The 24,938-nt window shown below is 63.1% G+C and carries 21 protein-coding genes; 9 read left to right on the forward strand and 12 right to left on the reverse strand.

Annotated elements, in window-relative coordinates:
• Nucleotides 1–45: 45 nt before the first annotated feature.
• Together ACIQUG_RS00685 and ACIQUG_RS00690 are read right to left on the reverse strand one after the other, a co-directional pair.
• The gene (locus ACIQUG_RS00685) at nucleotides 46–1,446 is read right to left on the reverse strand and encodes a multicopper oxidase family protein (RefSeq protein WP_402316408.1); all 1,401 of its coding nucleotides are present in this window, start codon (nucleotides 1,444–1,446) and stop codon (nucleotides 46–48) included.
• A 93-nt stretch (nucleotides 1,447–1,539) separates the two neighbouring features.
• Nucleotides 1,540–2,781, reverse strand: coding sequence for an MFS transporter (locus ACIQUG_RS00690; RefSeq protein ID WP_205239160.1), 1,242 nt, complete (start codon nucleotides 2,779–2,781; stop codon nucleotides 1,540–1,542).
• 327 nt (nucleotides 2,782–3,108) lie between these two features.
• On the opposite strand from ACIQUG_RS00690, the gene aspS reads away from it, so the two are divergent.
• Nucleotides 3,109–4,896 (forward strand): aspartate--tRNA ligase, encoded by a 1,788-nt coding sequence (gene aspS / locus ACIQUG_RS00695; protein ID WP_402316411.1) that lies wholly within the window; start codon nucleotides 3,109–3,111, stop codon nucleotides 4,894–4,896.
• A gap of 80 nt (nucleotides 4,897–4,976) precedes the next feature.
• On the opposite strand, the gene ACIQUG_RS00700 is transcribed toward aspS, so the two are convergent.
• Complete coding sequence (locus ACIQUG_RS00700; RefSeq protein ID WP_402316414.1) at nucleotides 4,977–6,179, reverse strand: serine hydrolase domain-containing protein; 1,203 nt, start codon at nucleotides 6,177–6,179, stop codon at nucleotides 4,977–4,979.
• Nucleotides 6,180–6,245: 66 nt separating this feature from the next.
• Between ACIQUG_RS00700 and ACIQUG_RS00705 the strand changes: the two genes are divergently transcribed.
• A complete protein-coding gene (locus tag ACIQUG_RS00705) occupies nucleotides 6,246–6,896 on the forward strand; it encodes a TetR/AcrR family transcriptional regulator (RefSeq protein ID WP_402316416.1) in 651 nt (216 codons plus the stop codon).
• A 22-nt stretch (nucleotides 6,897–6,918) separates the two neighbouring features.
• On the opposite strand, the gene groL is transcribed toward ACIQUG_RS00705, so the two are convergent.
• The 5 genes from groL to ACIQUG_RS00730 all read right to left on the reverse strand — a co-directional run bounded on the left by groL (nucleotide 6,919) and on the right by ACIQUG_RS00730 (nucleotide 13,118).
• Complete coding sequence (groL, locus tag ACIQUG_RS00710) at nucleotides 6,919–8,544, reverse strand: chaperonin GroEL (RefSeq protein WP_402316419.1); 1,626 nt, start codon at nucleotides 8,542–8,544, stop codon at nucleotides 6,919–6,921.
• 96 nt (nucleotides 8,545–8,640) lie between these two features.
• Entirely contained in the window at nucleotides 8,641–8,874 is a 234-nt protein-coding gene (locus tag ACIQUG_RS00715; RefSeq protein ID WP_043611430.1) for a hypothetical protein, read from the reverse strand.
• Nucleotides 8,875–9,008: 134 nt separating this feature from the next.
• Complete coding sequence (locus ACIQUG_RS00720; protein WP_402316422.1) at nucleotides 9,009–10,016, reverse strand: lysophospholipid acyltransferase family protein; 1,008 nt, start codon at nucleotides 10,014–10,016, stop codon at nucleotides 9,009–9,011.
• A complete protein-coding gene (locus ACIQUG_RS00725) occupies nucleotides 10,003–11,436 on the reverse strand; it encodes a cytochrome P450 (RefSeq protein WP_402316425.1) in 1,434 nt (477 codons plus the stop codon). The genes ACIQUG_RS00720 and ACIQUG_RS00725 overlap by 14 nt, the downstream gene beginning before the upstream one ends.
• Before the next feature lie 482 nt (nucleotides 11,437–11,918).
• The gene (locus ACIQUG_RS00730) at nucleotides 11,919–13,118 is read right to left on the reverse strand and encodes a hypothetical protein (protein WP_402316428.1); all 1,200 of its coding nucleotides are present in this window, start codon (nucleotides 13,116–13,118) and stop codon (nucleotides 11,919–11,921) included.
• 448 nt (nucleotides 13,119–13,566) lie between these two features.
• Between ACIQUG_RS00730 and parC the strand changes: the two genes are divergently transcribed.
• The gene (gene parC, locus ACIQUG_RS00735; protein ID WP_192447319.1) at nucleotides 13,567–15,843 is read left to right on the forward strand and encodes a DNA topoisomerase IV subunit A; all 2,277 of its coding nucleotides are present in this window, start codon (nucleotides 13,567–13,569) and stop codon (nucleotides 15,841–15,843) included.
• 173 nt (nucleotides 15,844–16,016) lie between these two features.
• Complete coding sequence (locus tag ACIQUG_RS00740; RefSeq protein ID WP_402316431.1) at nucleotides 16,017–16,430, forward strand: transcriptional regulator; 414 nt, start codon at nucleotides 16,017–16,019, stop codon at nucleotides 16,428–16,430.
• Nucleotides 16,431–16,439: 9 nt separating this feature from the next.
• Here the strand turns inward: ACIQUG_RS00740 and ACIQUG_RS00745 are convergent, their stop codons facing one another.
• The 4 genes from ACIQUG_RS00745 to hemB all read right to left on the reverse strand — a co-directional run bounded on the left by ACIQUG_RS00745 (nucleotide 16,440) and on the right by hemB (nucleotide 19,886).
• Nucleotides 16,440–17,336: a DMT family transporter gene (locus ACIQUG_RS00745; protein WP_402316434.1), complete on the reverse strand. Its 897-nt coding sequence runs from the start codon at nucleotides 17,334–17,336 to the stop codon at nucleotides 16,440–16,442.
• A gap of 3 nt (nucleotides 17,337–17,339) precedes the next feature.
• A complete protein-coding gene (locus tag ACIQUG_RS00750) occupies nucleotides 17,340–18,128 on the reverse strand; it encodes an arginyltransferase (RefSeq protein WP_402316437.1) in 789 nt (262 codons plus the stop codon).
• A gap of 188 nt (nucleotides 18,129–18,316) precedes the next feature.
• On the reverse strand, nucleotides 18,317–18,781 hold the full coding sequence (locus ACIQUG_RS00755) for an RDD family protein (protein ID WP_043611437.1): 465 nt from the start codon (nucleotides 18,779–18,781) through the stop codon (nucleotides 18,317–18,319).
• 88 nt (nucleotides 18,782–18,869) lie between these two features.
• A complete protein-coding gene (hemB, locus tag ACIQUG_RS00760; protein ID WP_402316442.1) occupies nucleotides 18,870–19,886 on the reverse strand; it encodes a porphobilinogen synthase in 1,017 nt (338 codons plus the stop codon).
• A gap of 183 nt (nucleotides 19,887–20,069) precedes the next feature.
• Here hemB and ACIQUG_RS00765 point away from each other — a divergent pair, with 183 nt between their 5' ends.
• The 5 genes from ACIQUG_RS00765 to nrdR all read left to right on the forward strand — a co-directional run bounded on the left by ACIQUG_RS00765 (nucleotide 20,070) and on the right by nrdR (nucleotide 24,934).
• On the forward strand, nucleotides 20,070–20,507 hold the full coding sequence (locus ACIQUG_RS00765; protein WP_402316445.1) for a DUF6163 family protein: 438 nt from the start codon (nucleotides 20,070–20,072) through the stop codon (nucleotides 20,505–20,507).
• Nucleotides 20,508–20,637: 130 nt separating this feature from the next.
• Entirely contained in the window at nucleotides 20,638–21,150 is a 513-nt protein-coding gene (gene ldtR / locus ACIQUG_RS00770) for a transcriptional regulator LdtR (RefSeq protein WP_043611441.1), read from the forward strand.
• A 492-nt stretch (nucleotides 21,151–21,642) separates the two neighbouring features.
• On the forward strand, nucleotides 21,643–22,971 hold the full coding sequence (locus ACIQUG_RS00775; RefSeq protein WP_402316448.1) for a murein L,D-transpeptidase: 1,329 nt from the start codon (nucleotides 21,643–21,645) through the stop codon (nucleotides 22,969–22,971).
• A gap of 183 nt (nucleotides 22,972–23,154) precedes the next feature.
• Nucleotides 23,155–24,450: a serine hydroxymethyltransferase gene (gene glyA, locus ACIQUG_RS00780; RefSeq protein ID WP_043611443.1), complete on the forward strand. Its 1,296-nt coding sequence runs from the start codon at nucleotides 23,155–23,157 to the stop codon at nucleotides 24,448–24,450.
• Nucleotides 24,451–24,460: 10 nt separating this feature from the next.
• Nucleotides 24,461–24,934, forward strand: coding sequence for a transcriptional regulator NrdR (gene nrdR / locus ACIQUG_RS00785; protein WP_034803756.1), 474 nt, complete (start codon nucleotides 24,461–24,463; stop codon nucleotides 24,932–24,934).
• Nucleotides 24,935–24,938: the final 4 nt, after the last annotated feature.

Consider the following 24,938-nt stretch of genomic DNA (forward strand, 5'->3'; position numbering starts at 1 on the left):
TGGAATTTCGTGTAACTCTTCGCGGCATCTGTCACAATCGAAATCTCAGACGACTTTGAAATAACCCGTCATGCCGGTCTTCTGGTGCTCGATGATATGGCAATGCACGACCCAATCGCCCGGATTGTCCGCCACAAGCGCGACTTCCGCCTGTTCGTCGGGCAAAAGCAGGATCGTATCGGTCGGCGGCGGCAGGAAAGTCCGCTTGTTGGAATTGATAATGCGGAAGCTCAGGCCGTGCAGATGGATCGGATGCGCATGCGGCGTCCGGTTGGCGATCTCGAGCACATAGCTCTTGCCGAGCTTCATCTCTTCGATCGGCGCGATCGGGTCGGGCGTGTCGCCCGGCCACGGAACCTTGTTGATCGCCCAGAAGGTGTAGCCGAGCGAGCCGCAGATCGAAGGCGTCGCCTTGTGCTCCGCCGTCGCCGTCAGTTCGAGCGGCACGCGGGTGGCGGTGGAAAGATCGGCTTCCGCGATCGGGTTGGCGGGCAAGGGGGCGACATCCCGAAGGTCGCGCTTGAGCGAGGCACCGGCTGAGCGGAAGCGCGCGATCGTCCAGGGATGCGATCCACGCAGGTTGCCAAGCGTGGCCGTCTGGCCTTCGCCATCGGGCATGCGCACGACAAGATCGACGCGCTGGCCGGGGGCAAAATCGTAGCGGTCAAGCGCAAAGGGCTTGTCGATCGGATTGCCGTCCAGCGCAATGACCATTGCGTCCGCGCCCTCAAGGCCGATCGTATAGATGCGGGTGACGTCCGTTGCTGCGATGCGCACGCGCACCAGGCCGCCGGCCGGCGCGTCATAGGTAGGCTCTTGCTGCCAGTTGGCGGTGCGCACCGTGCCGTAGGTGCCGCCGCGGGCCGCATCGCGCGGCTTGAATGCGTCGATGAAGGCGCCGCCCGTGCCGAGCCGCCAGTCGCGCAGGTTGAGCACGATCTCCGCATCGAAGGTCGGGTCGTCAGGGTTCTCGACGACGATAACGCCGGTCAGGCCGGCGCCCATTTGGGTCAGCGTGTTGCAATGCGGGTGGTACCAGAAGGTGCCGGCATCGGGCGGGGTGAACAGATAGTCGAAATGGTCGCCCGGATAGACATAGGGCTGCGTCAGTTCCGGCACGCCATCCATGGCGTTGGCGATGCGCAGTCCATGCCAATGCACCGTCGTCGGCTCGTCGAGCCGGTTGAGGAGGCGGGCGGCATAGGGTTCGCCCTTGCGCATGCGCAGGACCGGCGGCATGGCGCTGCTTGAGGTCTCACCCAAGCCGTAGGTCATGACCTTGGGTGTAAGCCCATCCTTGGCGATCTGGGCTTCGGTTAGCTGCGCCATCAGGATCTGCGGATCGGGTGCGGCGCCGGCGCGCGCCGCCATGCCGGCACCGAGCGTGAAGGCGCCTCCGAGAGCAGCGGAGCCTTGGAGGAAGGTGCGGCGGCTGATGACGGGCATTTCGGCGATCTCGGCTGCTGTTTGAGGTGTGCCGGTTCTAAACCTGATTATTGTGTTCAGCAATTATCCTGATCGCGCGCATCTTGCCGCAGGTCAGCGGTCCTTGCGTTTGTGGTTGTTGCCGGCAGCGAGTTTGTTGAAGAAGGACGAGGTGCGCAGCAGGTTGCGGAACGGCATCGCCCGCTCACCGGCCGGTACCGGCGCGCGCGCCGTCATGCGCTGCAGCGTGTAGAGCATGAACAGGAAGAGGATCGCTGCCGTGTAGATGAACAGCGCCTGCGGCCCGAAGATTTCGAGCAGGAAGGATGCAAACAGCGGCCCGATGATCGCGCCGAGCGACCAGAAGAACAGCATGCCGGCCGAAACGAGCGCATGCTGTCCCTCGGCCGCATGGTCGTTGGCATGCGCCGAGCAGAGCGAATAGAGCGGCATGGCAAAGGCGCCGAACAGGAAGATGCCGGCAAAGTTCAGCCACTCGTCGTTGCCGGCGCCGAAGGCGAGGAACAGGCCGGCGAGCAGCGAGCCGAAAGTGGCGATCAGGATGATCAGGCGGCGGTCGAACCGATCGGAATAGTGGCCGAGCGGATATTGCAACACGACGCCGCCGATGATGCCGGCGCTCATGAAGGTGGCGATCGCGGTCACCGAAAGGCCGATGCCCTGCGCATAGATCGGCCCGAGCGAGCGGAAGGCGGCGTTGGTCAGGCCGACGACGATGCAGCCGACGGTCGCGAGTGGCGAGATGTTCCAGAGCGCCTTGACGTCGAAGCGGATCGCCTCCGGCGCCACCGGGCTTGAACGGTCGGCAAAGGAGATCGGCACCAGCGACAGCGTCAGCGCCATGGAGATGATGGCAAAGAGCTCGAAGCCGCCAAGCCCGATGCCTGGAATCACATATTGCGCCGCCGTGACCGAACCGAGGTCGACGAGGCGATAGACGGAAAGCGTGCGGGCCCGGTTGGCATTGGTGACGCTGGCGTTCAGCCAGCTCTCGACCGTTGCGAACAGGCAGGCAAAACAGATGCCGGCCAGAAGCCGCATCAGGAACCACATCAGCGGATTGATGACGAGCACCATGGAAATGGCGGCCGCTGACGCGATCGCCGCCATCGCCGAGAAGGTGCGGATATGGCCGATCGAGCGCAGGATGCGGGTGACGTAGACGCAGCCGAGCGCGAAGCCGATATTGTAGCCGGCGCCGATGACCCCGATAAGCGATGTCGAGAACCCTTCTTCGAGTGCACGCAGCGAGATGAAGGTGCCTTGCAGGCCGTTGCCGCCGATGAGGATGCCTGCGGTGACGAGGAGGGGGATGAGCGGGCGAATCTGAGACATGGGGCAGGCGACATCCGGGAAGGCGGCCACGACTCGGGTGGGATCACTGTCGGGCCTTGCTCATGTGTAGCCCCGCATTTTGCCGCCGGACAGTCCCGAATTGTGACGATTGCCGTTCTTTTCGCGGCATTTCACCCGCCTTCTGTTACAAGCGGTCTTGGACTGGCTCCTGCCTTCGTTTACAACGCACCTCCATCGGGGGCGGCAGCGGGCGCTGCAGCTTGACAAAGGCTGCGCATCATGCGCTTTTCCGCCCGATTTTGACCATGTTGCCGCGCGCTGTGTCCCACGAGCTTGCGCGGCCCTTTGCAATTCCGGGATAAGACGATGCACCGTTACCGCAGCCACACCTGTGCCGCCCTCCGCAAGTCGGATGTCGGCTCCACCGTTCGCCTTTCGGGCTGGGTCCACCGCGTCCGCGACCATGGCGGCCTGCTCTTCATCGACCTGCGTGACCACTACGGTATCACCCAGGTCGTCGCCGATCCCGACAGCCCGGCCTTCAAGGCGGCCGAGACCGTTCGCGGCGAATGGGTCGTGCGCATTGACGGCCTCGTCAAGGCGCGCATGGACGATACCGTCAACAAGGGCATGCCGACCGGCGAAATCGAGCTCTATGCGCAGGAGATCGAAGTTCTCTCCGCCGCCAAGGAACTGCCGCTGCCGGTCTTCGGCGAGCCCGACTATCCGGAAGACGTACGCCTCAAGTACCGCTTCCTCGACCTTCGCCGCGACACGCTGCACAAGAACATCGTCAAGCGCACCCAGATCATCTCGTCGATGCGCCGCCACATGGGCGACGTCGGCTTTACCGAATACACGACCCCGATCCTGACGGCCTCGTCGCCGGAAGGCGCGCGCGACTTCCTCGTGCCGTCGCGTATCCACCCGGGCAGCTTCTACGCCTTGCCGCAGGCCCCGCAGCAGTACAAGCAGCTCTTGATGGTGGCCGGCTTCGACCGCTATTTCCAGATCGCACCGTGCTTCCGCGATGAAGACCCGCGCGCAGACCGCCTGCCGGGCGAATTCTACCAGCTCGACCTGGAAATGAGCTTCGTCGAGCAGGAAGACGTCTGGTCGACCATGGAGCCGGTCATCCGCGACATCTTCGTCGAGTTTGCCGACGGCAAGCCGGTAACCGAGAAGTTCCCGCGCATTCCTTACGACACGGCGATCCGCAAGTACGGCTCCGACAAGCCGGACCTGCGCAACCCGATCGAGATGCAGGCAGTGACCGAACACTTCGCCGGTTCCGGCTTCAAGGTCTTCGCGAACATGATCGCGTCGAACCCGAAGGTCGAAGTCTGGGCGATCCCGGCCAAGACCGGTGGCTCGCGCGCCTTCTGCGACCGCATGAACGCCTGGGCGCAGAGCCAGGGCCAGCCGGGCCTCGGCTACATCTTTTGGCGCAAGGAAGGCGAAAAGCTCGAAGGCGCCGGCCCGCTCGCCAAGAACATCGGCGAAGAGCGCACGGATGCGATCCGCACCCAGCTCGGCCTTGACGACGGCGACGCCTGCTTCTTCGTCGCCGGCGATCCCACGAAGTTCTACAAGTTTGCCGGCGAAGCCCGCACCCGCGCCGGCGAGGAACTGAACCTCGTCGACCGTGACCGCTACGAATTCTGCTGGATCGTCGACTTCCCGTTCTACGAATGGCTGGAAGACGAAAAGAAGATCGACTTCGCCCACAACCCCTTCTCGATGCCGCAGGGCGGCCTCGAGGCGCTGAACACCGAAGATCCCCTGTCGCTCAAGGCCTACCAGTACGACATGGTCTGCAACGGCTTTGAAATCGCCTCGGGCTCGATCCGTAACCAGCTTCCGGAAGTGATGGTCAAGGCGTTCGAACTGACCGGCAAGTCGCAGCAGGAAGTCGAAGACCAGTTCGGCGGCCTCTACCGCGCCTTCCAGTACGGCGCACCGCCGCATGGCGGCATGGCGTTTGGCATCGACCGCATCGTCATGCTGCTCGTCGGCGCCAAGAACCTGCGCGAGATCTCGATCTTCCCGATGAACCAGCAGGCGGTCGACCTCCTGATGGGCGCACCGTCCGAAGCGACGCCGGCCCAGTTGCGCGAACTGGCGATCCGCCCGATCCCGCAGAAGAAGGACTAAGGTCGAACGGACCTGATCCCAAAGAGAAAGCCCGGCGATCGTCTCGCCGGGCTTTTTCTTTGCCTGCTCCAGATGTCCGTTCAGTGCCTGCCGTAGACGGCGTCGCGAACATCGCGGGTGAACGGCCCCCACATGCCCTCGAAGGTCGTGTTGGTCATGGCGACGACGGTAATCTTCTCGACCGGATCGACGAACCAGTTGTGACCGTAGGCGCCGCCCCACTGGATCGTGCCCTTCGATTGCGGCGTGGCGCCGGCCTTGGGATCGACGAGCACGGCCCAGCCATAGCCGAAGCCCCAGCCGGGCCCTTGCGTCTGAGCCTCAGGCCCGGTCTGATCCTGCATCATCGTCCTCACCGTCTCTGCCGACAGGATAGGGCTGCCGCCCTTGCGGATGGCTTCGAGGAAGGTCAGCACATCCTTGGCCGTCCCCGCCATGCCGGCCCCACCCGAGGGGAATTGCTTGGCGTCGAGGATGCGGTCCGGCGAGAACGTCAGTTTGCCTTCGCCGATCGGCACGGGGATGCTTCCCTCCATGCGCTTCGGTTCGGGCGAGTCGTCGAAATAGGCGGCGGTCAATCTCTCCGACGGCTTTGTCGAGAAACCGGCGTCGGTCAGCGACAGCGGGGCGACGACGAGTTCATTGACTGCCTTGTCTAGCGTCTTGCCGGTTGCCTTCTCGATGACGCTACCAAGCACGTCGATCGCCAGCGAATAGCGAAAGGCCTTGCCCGGTTCGGAGGCGAGCGGGACGCTGGCGAGACGCTTCAGGTTTTCGTCGAGCGAGAGATCGGTGAGATCGAGGCCGTCGGAAACGCCGGCCTTGGCATAGCTGCCGCCGGGCGGCTGGAAGAAGCCGTATTCGAGCCCTGCCGTATGGTTGAGCAGATGGCGGACGAGGATCGTCGCCGGGTTGCCGTCAAAGGTCGGCGTGAAGTCGGGAAGCCATTTGCTGACCGGATCGTCGAGCGTGATCCGGCCCTCTTCGACAAGGCGCATGGCCGCCGCCGTCACGAAAGGTTTCGTGACCGAGGCAAAGCGGAAAATGTCGTTCTCCTTCATCGCGCGGCCGGCCTCCCGGTCGGCGAGCCCCGCGGCGCGTGAATAGACAAGTTGCCCGTCGCGGGCGACGAGGATCACGGCGCCGACGATGCGCTTGTCGGCGATCGCCTGATCGATGACTGGGTCGAGCCGTGCGCTCAGCGATGTGTTCTGATTGTCGGCCAGTGCAGGGGAGGCGACCAGCAAAGCGAGCAGTGCGGCGGCTTTCAGATGGAGACTCATTGGACAAATCCCTCTATAATCACAATGACCATTCCTGAATACGCCAGGTGTTGAGAGAATTCTAGAGTGACCATTGTGGAAAATGATGCGACTTTGGTATCGCCTTCGCGCCGCCGCGGGCGACCGCGCGCTTTCGATCGCGACGTGGCACTGGCCGCTGCCGGCGAAACCTTCTGGCGGCTTGGCTACGAAGGCGCGTCGATCGCCGATCTCACGGCCGCCATGGGGATCACGCCGCAGAGCCTCTACGCGGCATTCACCTCAAAGGCGGATCTCTATCGCGAGGCGCTCGAACAATATCGGCGCGAGGAGGGGGCGGCCGCCGGCCGCAATCTTGCCGGCAAAGGGCACGTGGTCGAGGTGATCGGCAAGTTGCTGCGCGCGTCGGCCCATGAGTTTACCCGCCCCGGGCGCCCGAAAGGCTGCATGATCTCAACCGCGGTGCTCACCTGCGCCGTCGAGAACCAGGCGATCGCAAGCCACGTCTCGGCCCTGCGCAGCGAAACGCTGGCGCTGCTGGAGGCGCGCTTCCGGCAGGGCATAGCGGATGGAGAACTGCGCGCGGACACCGATGCCGGAGGCCTCGCGCGCTTCGTCGGCGCCATCCTTCAGGGCATGACGGTCCAGGCGCAGGACAGCGCCGGCGAAGCGGACCTGCTGCCGATCGCTGAGCTTGCCATTGCCGAGGTCGGGCGCCACCGGCAGCCGTCCGGCTAGGCGGCCGACCGCCGGGTGCGGGTCAGAAATCCATGCCCGGGCCGGGTGGTGGCGTGGGCCCGTTCTTCTTCGCTTTTTCGGCGACCATGGCTTCGGTCGTCACAAGCAGGCCGGCGACGGACGCCGCATCCTGTAGCGCTGCCCGCACGACCTTCGCCGGATCGATGACGCCCATGCGGTATAGATCGCCATATTCCCCGGTCTGCGCGTTCCAACCCTGGGCGAAGTCGCTCATCTCCCGAAGTTTGCCGACGATGACCGAGCCCTCGGCGCCGGCGTTTTCGGCGATCTGGCGCACCGGCGCCTCCAGCGCCCGCCGCACGATCTCGACGCCGACGCGTTGGTCGTCGTTTTCGGGCTTGAGCCCATCGAGCGCGTGGACGACCCGGAGCAGTGCGACGCCGCCGCCAGGCAGAATGCCTTCCTCCACCGCGGCCCGGGTCGCATGCAGCGCGTCGTCGACCCGGTCCTTCTTTTCCTTCACTTCCACTTCTGTCGAGCCGCCCACCCGGATCACCGCGACGCCGCCGGCAAGCTTGGCCAGCCGTTCCTGCAGTTTCTCGCGATCGTAGTCGGAGGTCGTTTCCTCGATCTGCGCCTTGATCTGGCCGACACGCCCGTCGATGTCCGCCTTGGTGCCGGCGCCGTCGACGATGGTGGTGTCTTCCTTCTCGACCATCACCCGCTTGGCCCGCCCGAGATTGGCGAGCGTCACGTTATCGAGCTTGATGCCGAGGTCTTCGGAGATGACGGTGCCGCCTGTCAGGATTGCGATGTCTTCGAGCATCGCCTTGCGCCGGTCGCCGAAGCCCGGCGCCTTGACGGCGGCGATCTTCAGCCCACCGCGCAGCTTGTTGACGACCAGCGTCGCCAGCGCTTCGCCTTCCACATCCTCGGCGATGATCAACAGCGGCCGGCTTGCCTGGATCACCGCTTCGAGGATCGGGATCATCGCCTGCAGGTTGGAAAGCTTCTTTTCGTGAATGAGGATGTAGGGGTCTTCGAATTCTACCCGCATCTTCTCCTGGTCGGTGACGAAATAGGGGGAGAGATATCCCCGGTCGAATTGCATGCCTTCGACGATCTCCAGCTCGATTTCCGCGGTTTTCGCCTCCTCGACCGTGATCACGCCTTCGTTGCCGACACGCTCCATGGCCTTAGCCAGATAGCTTCCGATTTCGGCGTCGCCGTTGGCCGAGATCGTGCCCACCTGTGCGATCTCCTCATTGTTGGAAATCTTGCGCGCATGGGTCTTCAGTTTCGCGACGATCGCGTCGACGGCGAGATCGATGCCGCGTTTCAGGTCCATCGGATTCATGCCGGACGCGATCGCCTTGACGCCTTCCTTGACGATGGCCTGCGCGAGCACGGTGGCCGTCGTCGTGCCGTCGCCGGCCACGTCGCTGGTGCGCGACGCGACCTCCCGCAGCATCTGCGCGCCCATGTTCTCGAACTTGTCGTCGAGCTCGATCTCCTTGGCGACCGACACGCCGTCCTTGGTGATGCGCGGCGCGCCGAAGGCGCGTTCGATGACGACGTTGCGGCCCTTCGGGCCGAGCGTGACCTTGACCGCATCGGCGAGAATGTCGACGCCGCGCAGCATCCGATCGCGGGCATCGCTACTGAACCTGACTTCCTTGGCAGCCATTGTGGACCTCCCTCAACACGAACATATGGCCTCACGCACCCAGCCGCCCGGCAGGCGGCTTGCAATCGGACTTACCCGGCAAGCAGTTGTCTTCGACTACAGTTCGAAATTCCGCTCTTCTTCGTTGTCCGGGGTCAAGATATCGATCAGCGCCGCAACGCGTCCGGCCGGCAGATGGCGGCCTTCCCCGATCAGCGCTTCATCGTTGTTGACCCAGGCGATCGCCTCTGCGAGCTCGCCGGCCGTTGCGCCGGTCGCAAGCAGTTCGGCCATCAGCGTCTCGTCGACCGGGCCAAGGATGGCTGTAATGTCCGCCTGCTTCAGTCCCATGGCTATCTCCTTCCGTTTTATCGGTCAGGAACAGGGAATTCGGTTCTTGGCGAGATAAATAGGCCAGACCCGGCCGGCATCAAGCGGCGATCGCAAAGCCGACATGCAGGCGCACCAAAAGGCGCGAGCAAGCTTCACTGCGGCCGAAGCGCGTTGTCGAGGAAGTACCATTGGTCGAGATGGGCGCGAACGACCGGCTCGATCGTGTCGTTCAGCAGCTGCATGTCGTCCAGCAGCCGGGCATTGGGGTGCGCGTCCTCCGGCAGCCTTATCGGCGGCAAGGCCGTGCATTCGAAGCGGAAGTCGTCGGTACGAAGGCCGTACCAGGGGCAGATCGTGGCGCCCGTCATGCGCGCTAGCCGTATGGCGATCGCGATGTTGCCTTCCTGATGCGGCCGGCGGCCGAAGAACGGCCCGCGGATTATGCCGCCAAACCCTTCGTCGCAGAAGATGCTGACAACGCCGCCGCCTTTCAGAACCTTCAGCGCTGGCCGGATCCCGTCCATTCCCGGAGGCAGAAACTGCAGGCCCGCCTTGCTGCGCACCCGGCCGGCGATCCATGCCTTGGCCCGGCCCTTGGGTGGCACGTAGAAGGCATGCGGCTGGAGACCAAGCTTGCGGAATGCGATCGTGCCCACTTCCCAGTTACCGAGATGCAGGCCGACGAGAATGACCGGGCCGTGGTTCGCCGCCTCACGGATGGGCGCAAGGCCATCGGTCTTCAGCCGCTCCGGCCGTCGCTGCAATCGGTTGACGACGGAGAACTCCGTCATCAAGCGCCCTTGGGCCCGGCAGTTTTCGAGAAACAGTGCCTCGCGCTGCTGGGCGTCAAGGTCCGGCCGCAACTGTTCGATGGTTTCGCGGGCGCGGCGCGTTGCCACCTTGTGGAAGCGCGGGACCATGAAGAGGCCGAGCCCTGCCCCGAGCCTGGAGCAGGCGTCCATCGGCAGCAGCTTCATGCCGAAATGGGCGACGATGTTGGCGACGTTCCAGATGTTGTCGGTGATCCAATAGCGCCGGAAGGCCCGCGCCCTGTCGCCACCCGCCAGGGCATCGGCGAGCCGCGGGGCGCTTTCCTCGGCGAAGATCCATGCCCTGCGCTTACCGATCGGCTGCGCCGCGTGCGGATCATCCGGCGCCATGCGACGGGGCCTCTCGCTTGTGCAAGGTAACCGGCAGGCCATTCTTCGGCCTGAGCGTCAGGCGGCAGATCGGCTCGACCGCATGGCGCTGGCTCACACGAACCCGGTAGCGCTGCGCGATGATCGCCAGGCAGAGGATCGCTTCGGTCAGGCCGAAATGCAGGCCGGGGCAGACGCGTGGTCCGCTGGCAAAGGGGATGAAGCTGTAGGGCGTCGGGCGGCGGCCTTCGGTGAACCGCTCCGGATGGAAGTGGTGTGGATCCTGGAACAGGCTTTCAGTCCGGTGGAGAAGCCACGGCACGATCAAAACGAGCGAGCCCGGCTCGGCGGCAACGTCGCCGATCATGTCCGCCTCGCGCGTCTGCCGCGCCAGGATCGGCACCGGCGGGTAGAGGCGAAGCGTTTCTTCGATGACCGCGCGGCACCATTCGAGCTGCGGCACGTCGTCGATCGTCGGTGTCCGGTCGCCGCAGACCCTGGCGATTTCGTCGTGCACGGCCTTCTCGACCCAGCCGGCCTTTGAGAGCAGATACCAGGTCCAGGTCAGCGTCGCCGCCGTCGTCTCGTGGCCGGCCATGAAGATGGTTGCGGCCTCGTTGCGCAAGGCGACGACATCGAGTTTCAGTTCCGGGTTTCGTTGCTGGCGGCGGATCAGCAGCTCGACCATCGAATTGTGGTCGCCGCGTCCGGCCAGGTGATCCTCCACCACCTTGTCGATGGTTGCGTGGATGCGCTTGACCGAACGACGCAGGCTCGGTGTGCGCAGCACCGGCAAGCCATCGTCGAAGCCGAGGAAGTAGCCGATGTTGATGGAATCGACCAGGGACTGGTAGCTGGTGAAGCCCTCGGTCACGGCCGCGGCACTGTCGTCGCCGAGCTGGTTGCCGAAGACACTGCGCGCGATGATCTCGGCGGTCAGTCCGGCCATTTCGTGCAGAGCGTTGACCTCGGCGCCATCGGGCATGCGGTTCCAGCGCTCGACCAGTTCGCTGGTCGTATTTTCCATGACCGGTCCGAAGGAGGGGACCCGTTTGGCGTGGACGATGTCTGCCACCAGCGGCCGGCGCTGCTTCCAGGTGTCTCCGTCCGAAATGAACAGCCCGTCGCCCAGCAGGAATTCGAGTGCCCGGCGCATCTGCGGGCTCTTGCGTTCGAAGTTTTCGTGGCGCTTGACGACGACCTGGCGGATCAGGTCGGGCGAATTGACAACGATGATCTGCCGCCCGAGGATCTTGGTCTGCGAGACCTTTTCGGCATAGTCGCTCGCCCGCCAGATCGACAGGAAATCCGTCCGCGCCTGAAGCAACAGCCGCAGCGGCTTACCCGGCGGGCCTGTGTAGTAATCGGCTCGGACGGGCGCGAATTTCCCCTCCAGCAATTCTTCGGTGAAATTTACAGACTGCTGGAGCCAGGCGAGCATTTACGTCCGATCTGCCGTAACGTGGAGACGATATTCGGGCATGTATTTGTATATTTTGCACAAAGTCCGAGACGTCCCGGTCGAGGCTTAAATGCTCTCAAGTTCGCTGGAAGTCGGACTCTGAATTGCCTGAGGCTGGCATGCACGATTTCGATGAAAAACGCCATCGCCTTACGGTGAAAATTTCTTGGTGCAAGCAATAGCCGACCGGGAAGAAGCGTGCCCCGCAACCGGTGCGCGCTCCACAAGGGCGCCCGACGTGATCCGACTTTGCGGTTCGCAAGCAAAGGCGGAGCTTGTTCTTTCAGGGGAGGGGTGGCGGTGCGGGCTTCGGCTGGCGAAGTCCGCCGAGTGAATGCTGTGGGCCGCATGGGAGGCGGGGCGCGGCGCCATCAAACCTTGCGCGCCTGTCTCGGCGCGCAAGGCTGGTCGTCATCTTGGTCTCTCCCGGGCTCGGCTGAGGCCGGGAGAAACCTGAACGATTAGTCGTTCGCCGTTACCTTGACGCCGAGCACCGACGGGATGGTGTTCGGCGCGCCCATGGCGGCGCCCATGATCATCGGGAACGGAACCGGCTTTTCCGGAGCGGCGCTGATCGTCAGGCTCTTCGGGCCGTCGAGATAGGCGTTGACGGCGGCCGACACCTGGTTCTGCAGTTCCGGCACGTTGAGTTGCGCCATCATGATCGGAACCAGGCCCTTCAGCGACTGCGCCATCTGCTCGCCGGAAACACCCTGCTGCGAACCTGCATAGTCGAGCGCCTTCTTGGTGATCGACGCGTCGTCGAAGCGGATTTCGGCACTGTTGAAGGTCAGCTGCTGCATGAGGCCCATCATGGCGAGACCCATGGCCTGGTTGGCCTCTTCCTTGTTCGGGTTGGCTTCGGCAGCCTTCATCGCTTCCTGCATCGACTTGACGAAGGCAAGCGTGTAGCCGGAGATGTCGAGAGCGAAGTTCAGCCGGCCGACATTCTTGAAGTCGAGGGCATATTCTTCGAGTGCGACATTGCCGCTTTCGACTTCCCAGCTGCCCTTCATCGTCAGGGCGCCGTCGATGGTGGTGAGGCCGAGCTTTTCGATCGCCTCCTTGCTCTTGGCGTCTTCGACCGACGACAGGTCGGCCTTTATGCCGGACGCAGTCGCGTCGAAGTCGAAGCCGGCGTCATTCTCTTGGCGCGCGAGGTTGGCTTCGGTGCTTTCGAGCGAGAAGACTTCCTTGCCCTTGGAGCTGACGGCGATCGGGCCGGTGCTGGCGCTTTCATAGAGAAGGATGTCGTTGATCGTTCCGCCGGTCGCATTGGCCGGGATCGTCAGGCCGGAGAGCAGGATGTCCTTGACGGAAATGGCACCCTCGTCCTGGCTGACATTGACGTCGGGGAACGAAACGGTTTCGGCGTAATAGCCGCCGCCTTCGGTTTCCTCGACGCCTTCGAAGGTCAGGTCCCCGATCTTCAGGTCCACCGCTTCGCCCGGCTGGCTTGCGACCTTGAGCTTCACGCCGGTCACCGTCACCTTGTCGCCGTCGACTTCGGCCTTGTCGTAGGTGAGCGAGGTGCCGTTCGCGTTCGTCGCTGCGTCGAGCTTCTTCATCAGATCGGCGCCATCGAGCGCGAAGGCCGGGCCGGTAAGCGTGAGGAGCGCGGCGCTCGCCATCATCAGGCGGATCTTGCGCGTGTGCATCATTTCGAGTTCCTTCGTGAAAATCTTTGATTGTGTAGCTGTTTTAAGAAGATAAGGCGTCGCTGATCTGGTTCCTTTGGCGAAGGGCTTCAACTGTAGGCGCTTGGCAGCATTCGTCTTTGTCGGCGGCGCGCTGCCGCCATTTCCATCTGCCAATGCGCGTCCTGCGATCCCCCTTGCAAATCGTCCAAATCAACTCCAGCCGAAGCTATTACGAAACAGGGCGAAATTATATTCGCTTGGGCGAACCGCACATGTTCCTGCTCGGGCATGCTTTCCGGGACGTTACCTGGCGGCAGCCTCCGACGCATAGCGGCGCGACCGTTGCACGAACATTGCGCCGGGGCAAGCGGATCGGTGCGGCGGCCGGTTATTTGACGCGCAGGGGTTCTCCACAAGCGCAAGCCCTGAAAACCTTGCCGTTCCGGGTTTGTTGCGCTAGCAAGAACCTATGGGACAAAGCCTCAATCCCCCGTCAGGCGGGGACGATCACATTCAGCCGGTTGACCTCAAGGCGGCGCTGGAAGAGCGTTACCTCGCCTATGCCTTGTCGACCATCATGCACCGCGCGCTTCCGGACGTTCGCGACGGGCTGAAGCCCGTGCACCGCCGCATCGTGCATGCGATGAGCGAGATGGGGCTGCGCCCCAACTCCTCGTTCAAGAAATGCGCACGTATCGTCGGCGACGTGATGGGCAAGTTCCATCCGCACGGCGACGCGTCGATCTATGATGCGCTGGTGCGCCTGTCGCAGGAATTTGCGATCCGCTATCCGCTGGTCGACGGCCAGGGCAACTTCGGCAACATCGACGGCGATAACGCCGCGGCGATGCGCTACACCGAAGCCAAGATGACGGACGTCTGCTCGCTGCTCCTGGAAGGCATCGACCAGGACGCGGTGGATTTTCGCCCGACCTACAACGAGGAAGACCAGGAGCCGACCGTGCTCCCCGGCGCCTTCCCGAACCTTCTCGCCAACGGCGCGACGGGCATCGCCGTCGGCATGGCCACCTCGATCCCGCCGCACAACGCGCATGAACTGTGCGACGCGGCGCTGCATCTCATCCGTCATCCCGAGGCGACCGTCGAGGATCTGCTTTACGATCCGGCCAACCCGCAAAAGGGCGGGATCGAAGGGCCCGACTTCCCGACCGGCGGCGTGATCGTCGAGGGCCGGGAAAGCATGGCCGAGTCCTACCGCACCGGTCGTGGCGGTTTCCGTGTCCGTGCCCGCTGGGCGCAGGAAGAGCTTGGGCGCGGTGGCTACCAGATCGTCGTCACCGAGATCCCGTACCAGGTGCAGAAGTCGCGCCTGATCGAAAAGATTGCCGAGCTGCTGATCGCCCGCAAGCTGCCGCTGCTCGAAGACATCCGCGACGAATCGGCCGAAGACATCCGCATCGTCCTCGTGCCGAAGAGCCGTTCGGTCGATGCCGGCATCCTGATGGAATCGCTGTTCAAGCTGACCGAGCTCGAAAGCCGCATTCCGCTCAACATGAACGTGCTGTCCATGGGGCGCGTGCCGCGGGTCATGGCGCTGAACGAAGTGCTGTCGGAATGGCTGGCGCATCGCCGTGAAGTGCTGCAGCGCCGCTCGCGCCACCGGTTGGCCGCGATCGACCGCCGGCTTGAAATCCTCGGCGGCTACCTTGTCGCCTACCTGAACATCGACGAAGTCATTCGCATCATCCGCGAAGAGGATGAGCCGAAGACGGTCATGATGGAGCGGTTCTCGCTCACCGATCTCCAGGCCGAGTCGATCCTCAACATGCGCCTGCGCTCCTTGCGCAAGCTCGAGGAATTCGAGATCCGCACCGAGTTCGATGCGCTCTCGAAGGAGAAGGCCGAGATCGAGGCACTGCTCGCCTCCGACGAAAAGCAATGGCAGACCGTCGCCTGGGAAATCGGCGAAGTCAAAAAGAAGTTTGCCAAGGCGACCGAGATCGGCAAGCGCCGCAGCACCTTTGCCGACGCGCCGGAAGCCGACGTCGAAGCGATCCAGCAGGCGATGATCGAGAAGGAACCGATCACCGTCGTCATCTCTGAAAAGGGCTGGATCCGCGCGCTGAAGGGCCACATCTCCGACACGTCGTCACTCCAGTTCAAGGAGGGCGATGCGCTGAAGGTGGCGTTCCCGGCGCAGACGACCGACAAGATCCTCGTCTTCACGACAGGCGGTAAGGTCTACACGCTCGGCGGTGACAAGCTGCCCGGCGGTCGCGGCCATGGCGAGCCGCTGCGCATCATCGTCGACATGGAGACCGACCAGGACGTTCTGACGGCCTTCGTTCACGATCCGGCGCGCAAGCTTATCGTCGCCTCGGTTGCCGGCAATGGCTTCGTCGTCACCGAAAGCGATATCGTCGCCAATACCCGCAAGGGCAAGCAGGTGATGAACGTCTCGGGCAGCGACGAAGCGAAGCTGGTCGTTCCGGTCAAGGGCGATCACGTGGCCGTCGTCGGCGAAAACCGCAAGCTGGTCGTCTTCCCGCTCGTGCAGATCCCCGAGATGGCGCGCGGCAAGGGCGTGCGGCTGCAGCGCTACAAGGATGGCGGCATCTCCGACATCCGCTGCTTCACGATCGCCGACGGTCTCGTCTGGGAAGACAGCGCCGGCCGGGTCTTTACCAAGACCAAGGACGAACTGATCGAATGGCAGGGCGACCGCGCGTCTGCCGGCCGCGTCGTTCCGAAGGGCTTCCCGCGCAGCGGCAAGTTCAGCGGCTGACCACGATAACGAGAGCCATGCGGTCTAACGACCGCGTGGCTTCTGTTTCGTTCCGGCGCAGTCTGGCGCGCGCTCTTAAATCATTGGAAATCCAAATGAAACGCAAGCGCAACTGGCGCTTGTAAGCCAGAAGGCTATAATGGATCACTGCGCATCCAACAGGGATGACAGCGATGCCGAATGCCACAACCCTTGATGATGTCCTGCTGGCGCTTGCCCACCCGGTTCGCCGCCGCACGTTCGAGATCCTTTTTGCCGGTGAGGCGCGCGTCGCCGACATAGCTGTGGCTGTCGCGGTAACCGGCGAAGAGTTGGAAACGCACATAACGCTTCTGGAGGCCGCTGGCCTCGTTACCCGCCTCAGGCGGCGCGATGGTGACGCCTTGATCGGCAATCCGGCGCCGCTCAGCGTCGCGGCCACCTGGATCAACACCAACCGCGAACTGTGGGTCATGCGCGTAGAGATGCCTGGCGTCCGCCCGGCTTCGCTCGGACAGCCGCAGGAACCGCTGCCGGTGCGCGATCGGGGTGTCGATCACAAGCGGCGTCGTCCGCGGCCGAGCGGTCAGCGCGACGACAAGTCTTAAACAGCAGTGCTATTCGGCGCAGGCGACGGCCGCTTTCAGCGACCGGCTGCGCATCTGCCAGAGCGAATGGCCGATCAGCGCGAAGATGAGGATCGAACCGCCGATCAGCGTCTGCGTTGTCGGTGTTTCGGCAAAGACCATCCACACCCAGATCGGCGCGAGAATGGTCTCGAGCAGATAGAACATGCCCACTTCCGGGGCTGAGAGATAACGTGGGCCCGTCGCAAGGCAGAAGAAGGCGAGCGGGATCATCACCAGGCCGTTGAAGAGGATGTAGCCGGGGGCGGCGATCGTGAAGCCGCCGGCCGGCAGCATCAGGAGCGCGACGGCTGCCGGAAAGATCGCCGTCACCAGCGGCACCAGCGCCATGTCGCGCTTGCTCGCGCGGCTGATCGTGATCGCGCTTGCCAGCAGAAATGCGGAGGATGCCGCCATGGCGTCGCCAAAGAGGTGGCCGCTTTCCAGCCCGTCCTGGACGATCAGCCCGACGCCGAGCACCATCACCAGCATGGTCACAAGCGTCGCATTCGATGGCCGCTCTTTTAGGAAGATCCACGAGAGGATGGCGGCGAACATCGAGGTGAAGGCGAGGATGAAGACCACATTTGCCGTGGAGGTGTTGAAGACGGCGAGCAGGAACGTGCAGGAATTGATGCCGTAGAAGATGCCGACCAGGAGGCCGGCCTTGCCGGGCATCAGGGAAATCTTCCGGCCCAGCACGCGGTTGAGCACGAACCAGGCGCCCAGCGCGATTACGAAGGTCGACAGGCTGCGCACGGCAAGCAGCGACCAGACGTCGCCGCCGGCGGATCGGATGAGCGGAATGTCGAAGGACAGAGCGAGGCCGCCGAGGCCGGTGATGGCAAGGCCGCGCCGGTGCATCGCGGCATCAGAAGATGAACTCAATTTCTAACCCGTTTTCGTAGGAGCGGCTTCCAGGGTGGTGTCTCCGCCTTCATAGCGCTCCCAGCCACGGGCCATAAGGTGCTCTTGCGGCAGAAACTTTGTTTTATACCCCATCTTGCGCGAGCCTTTGACCCAATAGCCAAGATAGACATGGGGAAGGCCGCGCTCCCGGGCGCGGCGAATGTGATCGAGAATCATGAAGGTGCCGAGCGAGCGCTCTTCCTGCGCCGGGTCGAAGAAGGAGTAGACCATCGACAGCCCGTCGCCCATGCGGTCGGTCAGCGCTGCAGCAATCAGCGGCCCGCGCGCCTTCTCGCTGATGCCGTCGCCTTCGACCCTCAGGCGATACTCGATGATCTTGGTGTGAACATGGGTGTCCTCGACCATCATCGCATAGTCGAGCACCGACATGTCCGACATGCCGCCCTTCTGGTGGCGTCGGTCGAGGTAACGGCGGAAGAGGTTGTACTGTTCGCTCGACGGCTCGGCCGCATACTCCGCCGAGATCACGTCGTGGTTGGCGGCAAGCACCCGGCGCATGGAGCGGGTGGGCTTGAACTCGTTGGCGAGGATGCGCACCGAAATACAGGCGCGACAGGTTTCGCAGGCAGGACGGTAAGCAATGTTCTGCGAGCGGCGGAAGCCGCCTTGCGTCAGGAGATCGTTGAGCTCGGGCGCGCGCTCACCCACCATGTGGGTGAACACCTTCCGCTCCATCTCGTTCGGCAGATAAGGGCAGGCTGCCGGTGCAGTCAGGTAAAATTGCGGAGACGGTGCGGTCTGTGTGTTCATCGAGTGCGGAGGTCACTCTTCGCGCTGTGGTTCATGACAGTAGCATGGCGCAAGAATGGAAAACGTCAACTCACTCGTTTGCCGCTTCCGTCTGCGCCTGCCGATATTTTAGGTGTGACCACAATAGGTGGCGGCGGTAAGGCGGAAGACGCCGCCTTACGCTTTCAGCTCGGTTGCCTGCGCCGGTTTCAATACATGTCGCGGCGCACCGTGACGGTGCCGATCAGCAGGTCATGCAGCAGGCGGCTGCGGTCGGTGAAAAGACCGATCAGCAGGATCAGCGGCGTCAACAGCGCGTTGGCGATCCAGAAGATGACGAGGTGGACGATCGCCGTCAGGAAGTCCATCGGGCGCCCGTCGGTTCGGGCAATCGCCAGGCCCATCACGCGCATGCCGGGAGAGGCCTGTTCGCGGCCACCGACCGTAAGCCCGAAATAGAGCATGGCGACGATCGCAAAGAGCGCCGGATACAGCATGAAGCCGAGGCCGAGCGTCAGGATGCCGAGGAAGAAGACGACGACCGCCGCGGGGATCCACAGAAGCGCGATGATCGCGTAATCGATCAGAAAGGCAAAGACGCGTCGCGACAGCACGCCCTGATAGGCGCGCCAGTCATTGCTCGGCAGCCTCAGTTCTTCGTTGTGCATGGTCATCGGTCAAAAGCCTCGTTTGGTTGCAGCAAGGATATGGGATGGCATTCCCTGCAAAACAAGGATCTGGGCCCGGATCAAGCGGAGCGTTTCAGCGGCCTTTGGCGAGGATGCGGGCCACTTCGACGGCGAAGTAGCTAAGGATGCCGTCGCAGCCGGCGCGCTTGAAGGCGAGCAGCGTTTCGAGCATCACCTTTTCGCCGTCGATCCAGCCGTTGGCAGCCGCGGCCTTCACCTGCGAGTACTCGCCGGACACCTGATAGGCGAAGACCGGCAGGCCGAAGGCTTTCTTCATCCGCCAGCAGATGTCGAGATAGGGAAGGCCTGGCTTTACCATCAGCATGTCGGCGCCTTCCTCGACGTCGAGGGCTGCGTCGCGGATCGCCTCGGTGCCGTTGGCCGGGTCGATGTAATAGGTCTTCTTGTCGCCTTTCAGAAGGCCGCCGGTGCCGATCGCCTCGCGATAGGGGCCGTAGAAGCCGGAAGCGAACTTGGTCGCATAGGCCATGATGCCGACATTCTGGTGGCCGCTGGCGTCCAGCGCCTGGCGGATCGCGCCGATGCGACCGTCCATCATGTCCGAGGGGGCGATGATGTCGGAGCCGGCATCGGCCTGGGCGACGGCCGCGCGGGCGATCATCTCGACGGTCTCGTCGTTGACGATTTCGCCGTTGCGCAGGATCCCGTCATGGCCGTGGCTGGTGAAGGGATCGAGCGCGACATCGGTGATGATGCCGATTTCGGGCACGGCCTTCTTGAAGGCGCGGGTTGCCTGGTTGATCAAGTTGTCGGCGGCAAGACTGTTGGAGCCGGTCTCGTCGCGCAGCGACAGGTCGATGTTGGGGAAGGTGGCGATGGCCGGGATGCCGAGATCGGCCGCTTCTTTCACCGCCTCGACCGCTTTGTCGATGCTCATTCGGTTGACGCCCGGCATCGCATCGATCGGCTGGACGATATTGCTTCCCGGCACGATGAAGATCGGCCAGATCAGGTCGTCGACGGTCAGGCGGTTTTCCTGCACCAGCCGGCGCGTCCAGTCGGCCTTGCGGTTGCGGCGCATGCGGCGGTGGCCGGTAACCCTGTCCACAAGATTTGTCCTGTCGTTCATCGCGCCGCGCCTTTCCCGTGAAAATCGTCGATAGGCAAGCGCTTTATCATGGGCTGGCCGTCATTGGGAACCGCGCGGCCGGCGAACGGGCTGCGGCATTTCTTCCCTTTAAGGGTGGCCGCGGGGGAGGGGAGGCCGTGATGCCGCTGGCGGATGGCAAAGACCCGCCCTATCTTGCCGCCCATGCTTCATGATTCTGCCCATGTGCCGAAACCGTCGCTGACCGAGATCCTCTTCGGTCTCTTCCTGCGTCTGGTCTCCGCTTCATGTATCTGGTTCGCGCTGAACTACTGGGCCATGCTGATTGGCTTTTCCCATGGCGGCGCCGGGCGCTTCGATCTCCTGACGCCGGAGTGGCGAGCGGCCGCAACCGCACTTGCCGTGATCTATCCGGTGGCTGCCCTCGGCCTGTGGCTGCTGGTCTCCTGGGGGCCTGTCGTCTGGGTGGTTGCGGCAGCGATCGAGGTCGTGATGTACGAGTACTATCCTGCCAGTTTCGGCGCCCGTCCGCTGCTGGTCGTGTTGCATGCGGCGGTCGCCGTTACCTTCGTTCTTTTCCGCGCGGCGATCTTCTATCAGCGCTGGCGGCTTGCCAGGCAGGTAAGAGTTGATTCACCCTGAGACAGGGTCGCCAAATGGCAAGCTCTTGTTAAGGCTGCGGTTTAAGTAGAATTTTAGACGTATTCGATAGGGTCTCACTCAAGGCGGGAAGACAAACAGACACCGCCAAACAAAACAGTGAGGCAGTCAAATGAACACCAAGATGAAGCCGCAGGCAGTTCAGGCCAGAGACCCCCAGGAAGAAACCATCCGCGGTCTCTACATGGAATCCCTTCACCTCGTCGAGCGTCTGCACCGCCGCCTGCTCGACGTCATCAAGGACGAGTTCGACCGCGAAGGTCGCAGCGACGTCAACGCCGTTCAGGCTCTGTTGCTCTTCAACATCGGCAACTCGGAACTGACCGCCGGTGAACTTCGCTCCCGCGGCTACTACCTCGGCTCGAACGTCTCCTACAACGTCAAGAAGCTCGTCGACCTCGGCCTGATCAACCATCAGCGCTCCCGCGTCGACCGTCGCTCGGTCCGCATCAGCCTGACGGAAGACGGCCAGGAAATCGCCGAAACCGTCGCCAAGCTTTACGAGCGCCACATCGGCTCGATCCAGAAGGTCGGCGGCATCGGTTCGGACGAGTTCACCCAGATGAACAAGCTCCTGCAGCGCCTCGATCGCTTCTGGAACGACTCGATCATGTACCGCCTCTGATCAAGGCAAACCTCCAGTTCAAGGGTCGGGCGCAATCCCTGCGTGTCCGACCTTTGCCATTTGCGGCACCCTGTCCTGTTGCCGAAAAGCTGCACAGCTGCGGCACGCTTTCCGCGCCTTCGCGCGATTTTTCAAGCCAAAAACATTAGCAAATCAGAATGTTGCCGTTTCCAATTCGGCTCCGGCTCCGTCGCGCCCAGCGAAAAGCAAAAGGCATGCCATGTCGCGGTTCAGCCTCGCCGAGACACGAATTGGCCATATTGCTATGACAGCGACGACGACATGCGGTAGGTGCGGCCACATGTTTTCTGGTGTGTGGATTCGTTTCGCGTTTCGCCTGCCGAATGAGGGTCCTCACTCGCGGCATCGTGAAATCTTGTGAGGGCAGGGTGGCTCGTTGGTTGACCTTTGTTAACCACGATCGTGTTAGGGCTGCGGCAACGTGCGTGTCAGCGCATAGGGCGCGTGCCAACGCATTGGGATGGTAGGATTATGTCGAAAAAGAATGGAATTGATGCATTCTCGCGCCGCGCCTTCTTGCGCTCGGCAGCAACCTTCGGCGCCGTGGCAGTCGCCGGCGCGGCAAGCGCACAGGACGCCCTGAACGAGATCATCAATTCGCCTCGCCGCGGCTCCTGGGACGACCAGTTTGACGCGAAAGGGGCATCGCGCACCGCGACGACGGTTGTTTCGAATACGCCTGTCTTCGGCCCGGAAACGATCGCTCACGTGCAGCAGGCGATCTTCGACTATCAGAACATCGTTTCGCAGGGCGGCTGGCCGTCGGTTCAGACCAGCGTCAAGCTCGAGCTCGGCGTCACCGACCCCTCCGTGCAGCAGCTCCGCCAGCGCCTGATGGTTTCCGGCGACCTGCCGCGCTCCGCCGGTGTCTCCTCGTCCTTCGACAGCTACGTCGAAGGCGCAGTCAAGCGCTTCCAGGCCCGCCACGGTCTGCCGGCAGACGGCGTCATCGGCGAGTACACGCTGAAGGCGATCAATGTCGATGCCAACACCCGCCTCGGCCAGCTTCAGACCAACCTCGTTCGCCTGCAGTCGATGTCGGGTGGGCTCGGCCGCCGCTACGTGATGGTCAACATCCCGGCCGCCTATATCGAAGCGGTGGAGAACGGCCGCGTGGCGCTGCGCCACACGGCGATCGTCGGCAAGATCGACCGCCAGTCGCCGATCCTCAACTCGAAGATTTACGAGGTCATCCTCAACCCTTACTGGACCGCGCCGCGCTCGATCATCCAGAAGGACATCATGCCGCTGATGCGCAAGGACCCGACCTATCTGGCGCGCAACTCGATCCGCCTGTTCGATGGCAGCGGCGCCGAAGTGTCGCCGGAAACCGTCGATTGGAACGCGGAAAAGGCGCCGAACCTGATGTTCCGTCAGGACCCGGGCAAGATCAACGCGATGTCGTCGACGAAGATCAACTTCCACAACGAGCATCAGGTCTACATGCACGACACGCCGCAGCAGGGCCTGTTCAACAAGCTCATGCGCTTCGAATCGTCGGGCTGCGTACGCGTGCAGAACGTGCGCGACCTTTCGACCTGGCTCCTGAAGGAAACGCCCGGCTGGTCGCGCCAGCAGATCGAGGCGACCATCAAGACCGGCGTCAACACGCCGATCACGCTTGCCGAGGAAGTGCCTGTTTTCTTCACCTACATCACCGCCTGGTCCGCCAAGGATGGCGTGGTTCAGTTCCGCGACGATATCTATCAGCGCGACGGTGCCACCGAACTCGCGCTTCAGACGCCCTATGGCGTCGAGCAGTCGGCCGGTTCGGTCGACCAGGACGCCTTGCCGCAATAGGCAGATTTGCGACACGAAATCGAAAAGCCGCGTTTCCCCTGGAAGCGCGGCTTTTTCATGCGCCGGACCCCGCGATATTTCGGCGCGGCAGATGGGGGAAATGACGCAAACCGCACAGCGGATATTGCTCTCTCCGTGCGAGGAAGTTAAAGAACTGCCACCCTTGAGAGGAGCCTCGCACCGATGCCTGAACAGACCAATGACGCTTTCTTCACCCGCTCTCTGGCCGACAGCGATCCGGACATCTTTGGTGCGATCGAGAAGGAGCTGGGTCGCCAGCGCCACGAGATCGAGCTGATCGCCTCCGAGAACATCGTTTCCCGCGCCGTGCTCGAAGCCCAGGGCTCGATCATGACCAACAAATATGCCGAGGGCTACCCGGGCAAGCGCTACTACGGCGGCTGCCAGTTCGTCGACATCGCCGAGGAACTGGCGATCGAGCGCGCCAAGAAGCTCTTCGGCGTCAACTTCGCCAACGTTCAGCCGAACTCCGGTTCGCAGATGAACCAGGCCGTGTTCCTGGCGCTCCTGCAGCCGGGCGACACCTTCATGGGCCTCGACCTCAATTCGGGCGGCCACCTGACGCACGGTTCGCCGGTCAACATGTCCGGCAAGTGGTTCAACGTCGTCTCCTACGGCGTGCGTGAAGACGACCACCTGCTTGACATGGACAACGTCGCCGAGCAGGCGCGCAAGCACAAGCCGAAGCTGATCATCGCCGGCGGCACCGCTTATTCGCGCATCTGGGACTGGAAGCGTTTCCGCGAGATCGCCGATGAAGTCGGCGCCTGGCTGATGGTCGACATGGCGCACATCGCCGGTCTCGTCGCCGGTGGCCAGCATCCGTCGCCGTTCCCCCATTGCCACGTGGCAACGACCACGACGCACAAGTCGCTTCGCGGCCCGCGCGGCGGCATGGTTCTGACCAACGACGAAGATATCGCCAAGAAGATCAACTCGGCCGTATTCCCGGGTCTCCAGGGTGGTCCGCTGATGCACGTCATCGCTGCGAAGGCTGTCGCCCTCGGCGAAGCGCTGCAGCCGTCGTTCAAGGACTATGCGGCCCAGGTCGTCAAGAACGCCCGCACGCTTGCCGAAACGCTGAAGGCCAACGGCCTCGACATCGTCTCGGGCGGTACGGACAACCACCTGATGCTCGTCGACCTGCGTAAGAAGAATGCAACCGGCAAGCGCGCGGAAGCCGCTCTCGGTCGTGCCTTCATCACCTGCAACAAGAACGGCATCCCGTTCGATCCTGAAAAGCCCTTCGTCACCTCGGGCGTCCGTCTCGGCACGCCGGCCGGCACGACCCGTGGCTTCAAGGAGGCCGAGTTCAAGGAAATCGGCGAGCGGATCGTCGAGGTTCTCGACGGCCTGAAGGTCGCGAACTCCGACGAGGGCAATGCTGCCGTCGAAGCGAGCGTGCGCGACAAGGTCGTCAAGCTGACCGACCGCTTCCCGATGTACGGCTACATGTGATCGGTCGCCCATGCGCTGCCCCTATTGCGGTTCTGAAGACAGTCAGGTGAAGGATTCCCGTCCGGCGGAGGACGGGAATGCCATTCGCCGCCGCCGGATTTGTCCGGATTGCGGAGGTCGTTTCACGACCTTCGAACGGGTGCAGTTGCGTGAGCTGATGATCATCAAGAAAACCGGTCGGAAGGTTCCTTTCGACCGGGACAAGCTTTTGCGCTCCTTCGAGATTGCGTTGCGCAAGCGCCCGGTCGATCGCGACCGCATCGAGCGGGCGGTTTCCGGCATCGTGCGCCGCCTCGAAAGCTCCGGCGAGACCGAGATCCCTTCGGAAGAAATCGGCCTGCAGGTGCTCGAAGCGCTGAAGAGCCTCGATGACGTGGCCTTCGTGCGCTACGCTTCGGTCTATCGCGATTTCTCCCATGCGGAGGATTTCGAGAAGGTCATCACCGAGATCAGCGCCAAGATCGCGCGCGATCCCGGCGAGTAGATTA

The sequence above is a fragment of the Ensifer sp. NPDC090286 genome, from assembly GCF_044769565.1.
Lineage (GTDB): Bacteria > Pseudomonadota > Alphaproteobacteria > Rhizobiales > Rhizobiaceae > Ensifer.

Bases quoted from the DNA above. Each gene is read 5' to 3' on its own strand.
- ACIQUG_RS00720 (WP_402316422.1), bottom strand. From the start codon at position 10,016: ATGGCGCCGGATGATCCGCACGCGGCGCAGCCGATCGGTAAGCGCAGG.
- ACIQUG_RS00775 (WP_402316448.1), top strand. From the start codon at position 21,643: ATGTCGAAAAAGAATGGAATTGATGCATTCTCGCGCCGCGCCTTCTTG.
- ACIQUG_RS00765 (WP_402316445.1), top strand. From the start codon at position 20,070: ATGCTTCATGATTCTGCCCATGTGCCGAAACCGTCGCTGACCGAGATC.
- ldtR (WP_043611441.1), top strand. From the start codon at position 20,638: ATGAACACCAAGATGAAGCCGCAGGCAGTTCAGGCCAGAGACCCCCAG.
- ACIQUG_RS00755 (WP_043611437.1), bottom strand. From the start codon at position 18,781: ATGACCATGCACAACGAAGAACTGAGGCTGCCGAGCAATGACTGGCGC.
- aspS (WP_402316411.1), top strand. From the start codon at position 3,109: ATGCACCGTTACCGCAGCCACACCTGTGCCGCCCTCCGCAAGTCGGAT.
- nrdR (WP_034803756.1), top strand. From the start codon at position 24,461: ATGCGCTGCCCCTATTGCGGTTCTGAAGACAGTCAGGTGAAGGATTCC.
- ACIQUG_RS00730 (WP_402316428.1), bottom strand. From the start codon at position 13,118: ATGATGCACACGCGCAAGATCCGCCTGATGATGGCGAGCGCCGCGCTC.
- ACIQUG_RS00685 (WP_402316408.1), bottom strand. From the start codon at position 1,446: ATGCCCGTCATCAGCCGCCGCACCTTCCTCCAAGGCTCCGCTGCTCTC.
- parC (WP_192447319.1), top strand. From the start codon at position 13,567: ATGGGACAAAGCCTCAATCCCCCGTCAGGCGGGGACGATCACATTCAG.
- ACIQUG_RS00690 (WP_205239160.1), bottom strand. From the start codon at position 2,781: ATGTCTCAGATTCGCCCGCTCATCCCCCTCCTCGTCACCGCAGGCATC.
- ACIQUG_RS00740 (WP_402316431.1), top strand. From the start codon at position 16,017: ATGCCGAATGCCACAACCCTTGATGATGTCCTGCTGGCGCTTGCCCAC.
- ACIQUG_RS00700 (WP_402316414.1), bottom strand. From the start codon at position 6,179: ATGAGTCTCCATCTGAAAGCCGCCGCACTGCTCGCTTTGCTGGTCGCC.
- glyA (WP_043611443.1), top strand. From the start codon at position 23,155: ATGCCTGAACAGACCAATGACGCTTTCTTCACCCGCTCTCTGGCCGAC.
- ACIQUG_RS00725 (WP_402316425.1), bottom strand. From the start codon at position 11,436: ATGCTCGCCTGGCTCCAGCAGTCTGTAAATTTCACCGAAGAATTGCTG.
- hemB (WP_402316442.1), bottom strand. From the start codon at position 19,886: ATGAACGACAGGACAAATCTTGTGGACAGGGTTACCGGCCACCGCCGC.
- groL (WP_402316419.1), bottom strand. From the start codon at position 8,544: ATGGCTGCCAAGGAAGTCAGGTTCAGTAGCGATGCCCGCGATCGGATG.
- ACIQUG_RS00715 (WP_043611430.1), bottom strand. From the start codon at position 8,874: ATGGGACTGAAGCAGGCGGACATTACAGCCATCCTTGGCCCGGTCGAC.
- ACIQUG_RS00750 (WP_402316437.1), bottom strand. From the start codon at position 18,128: ATGAACACACAGACCGCACCGTCTCCGCAATTTTACCTGACTGCACCG.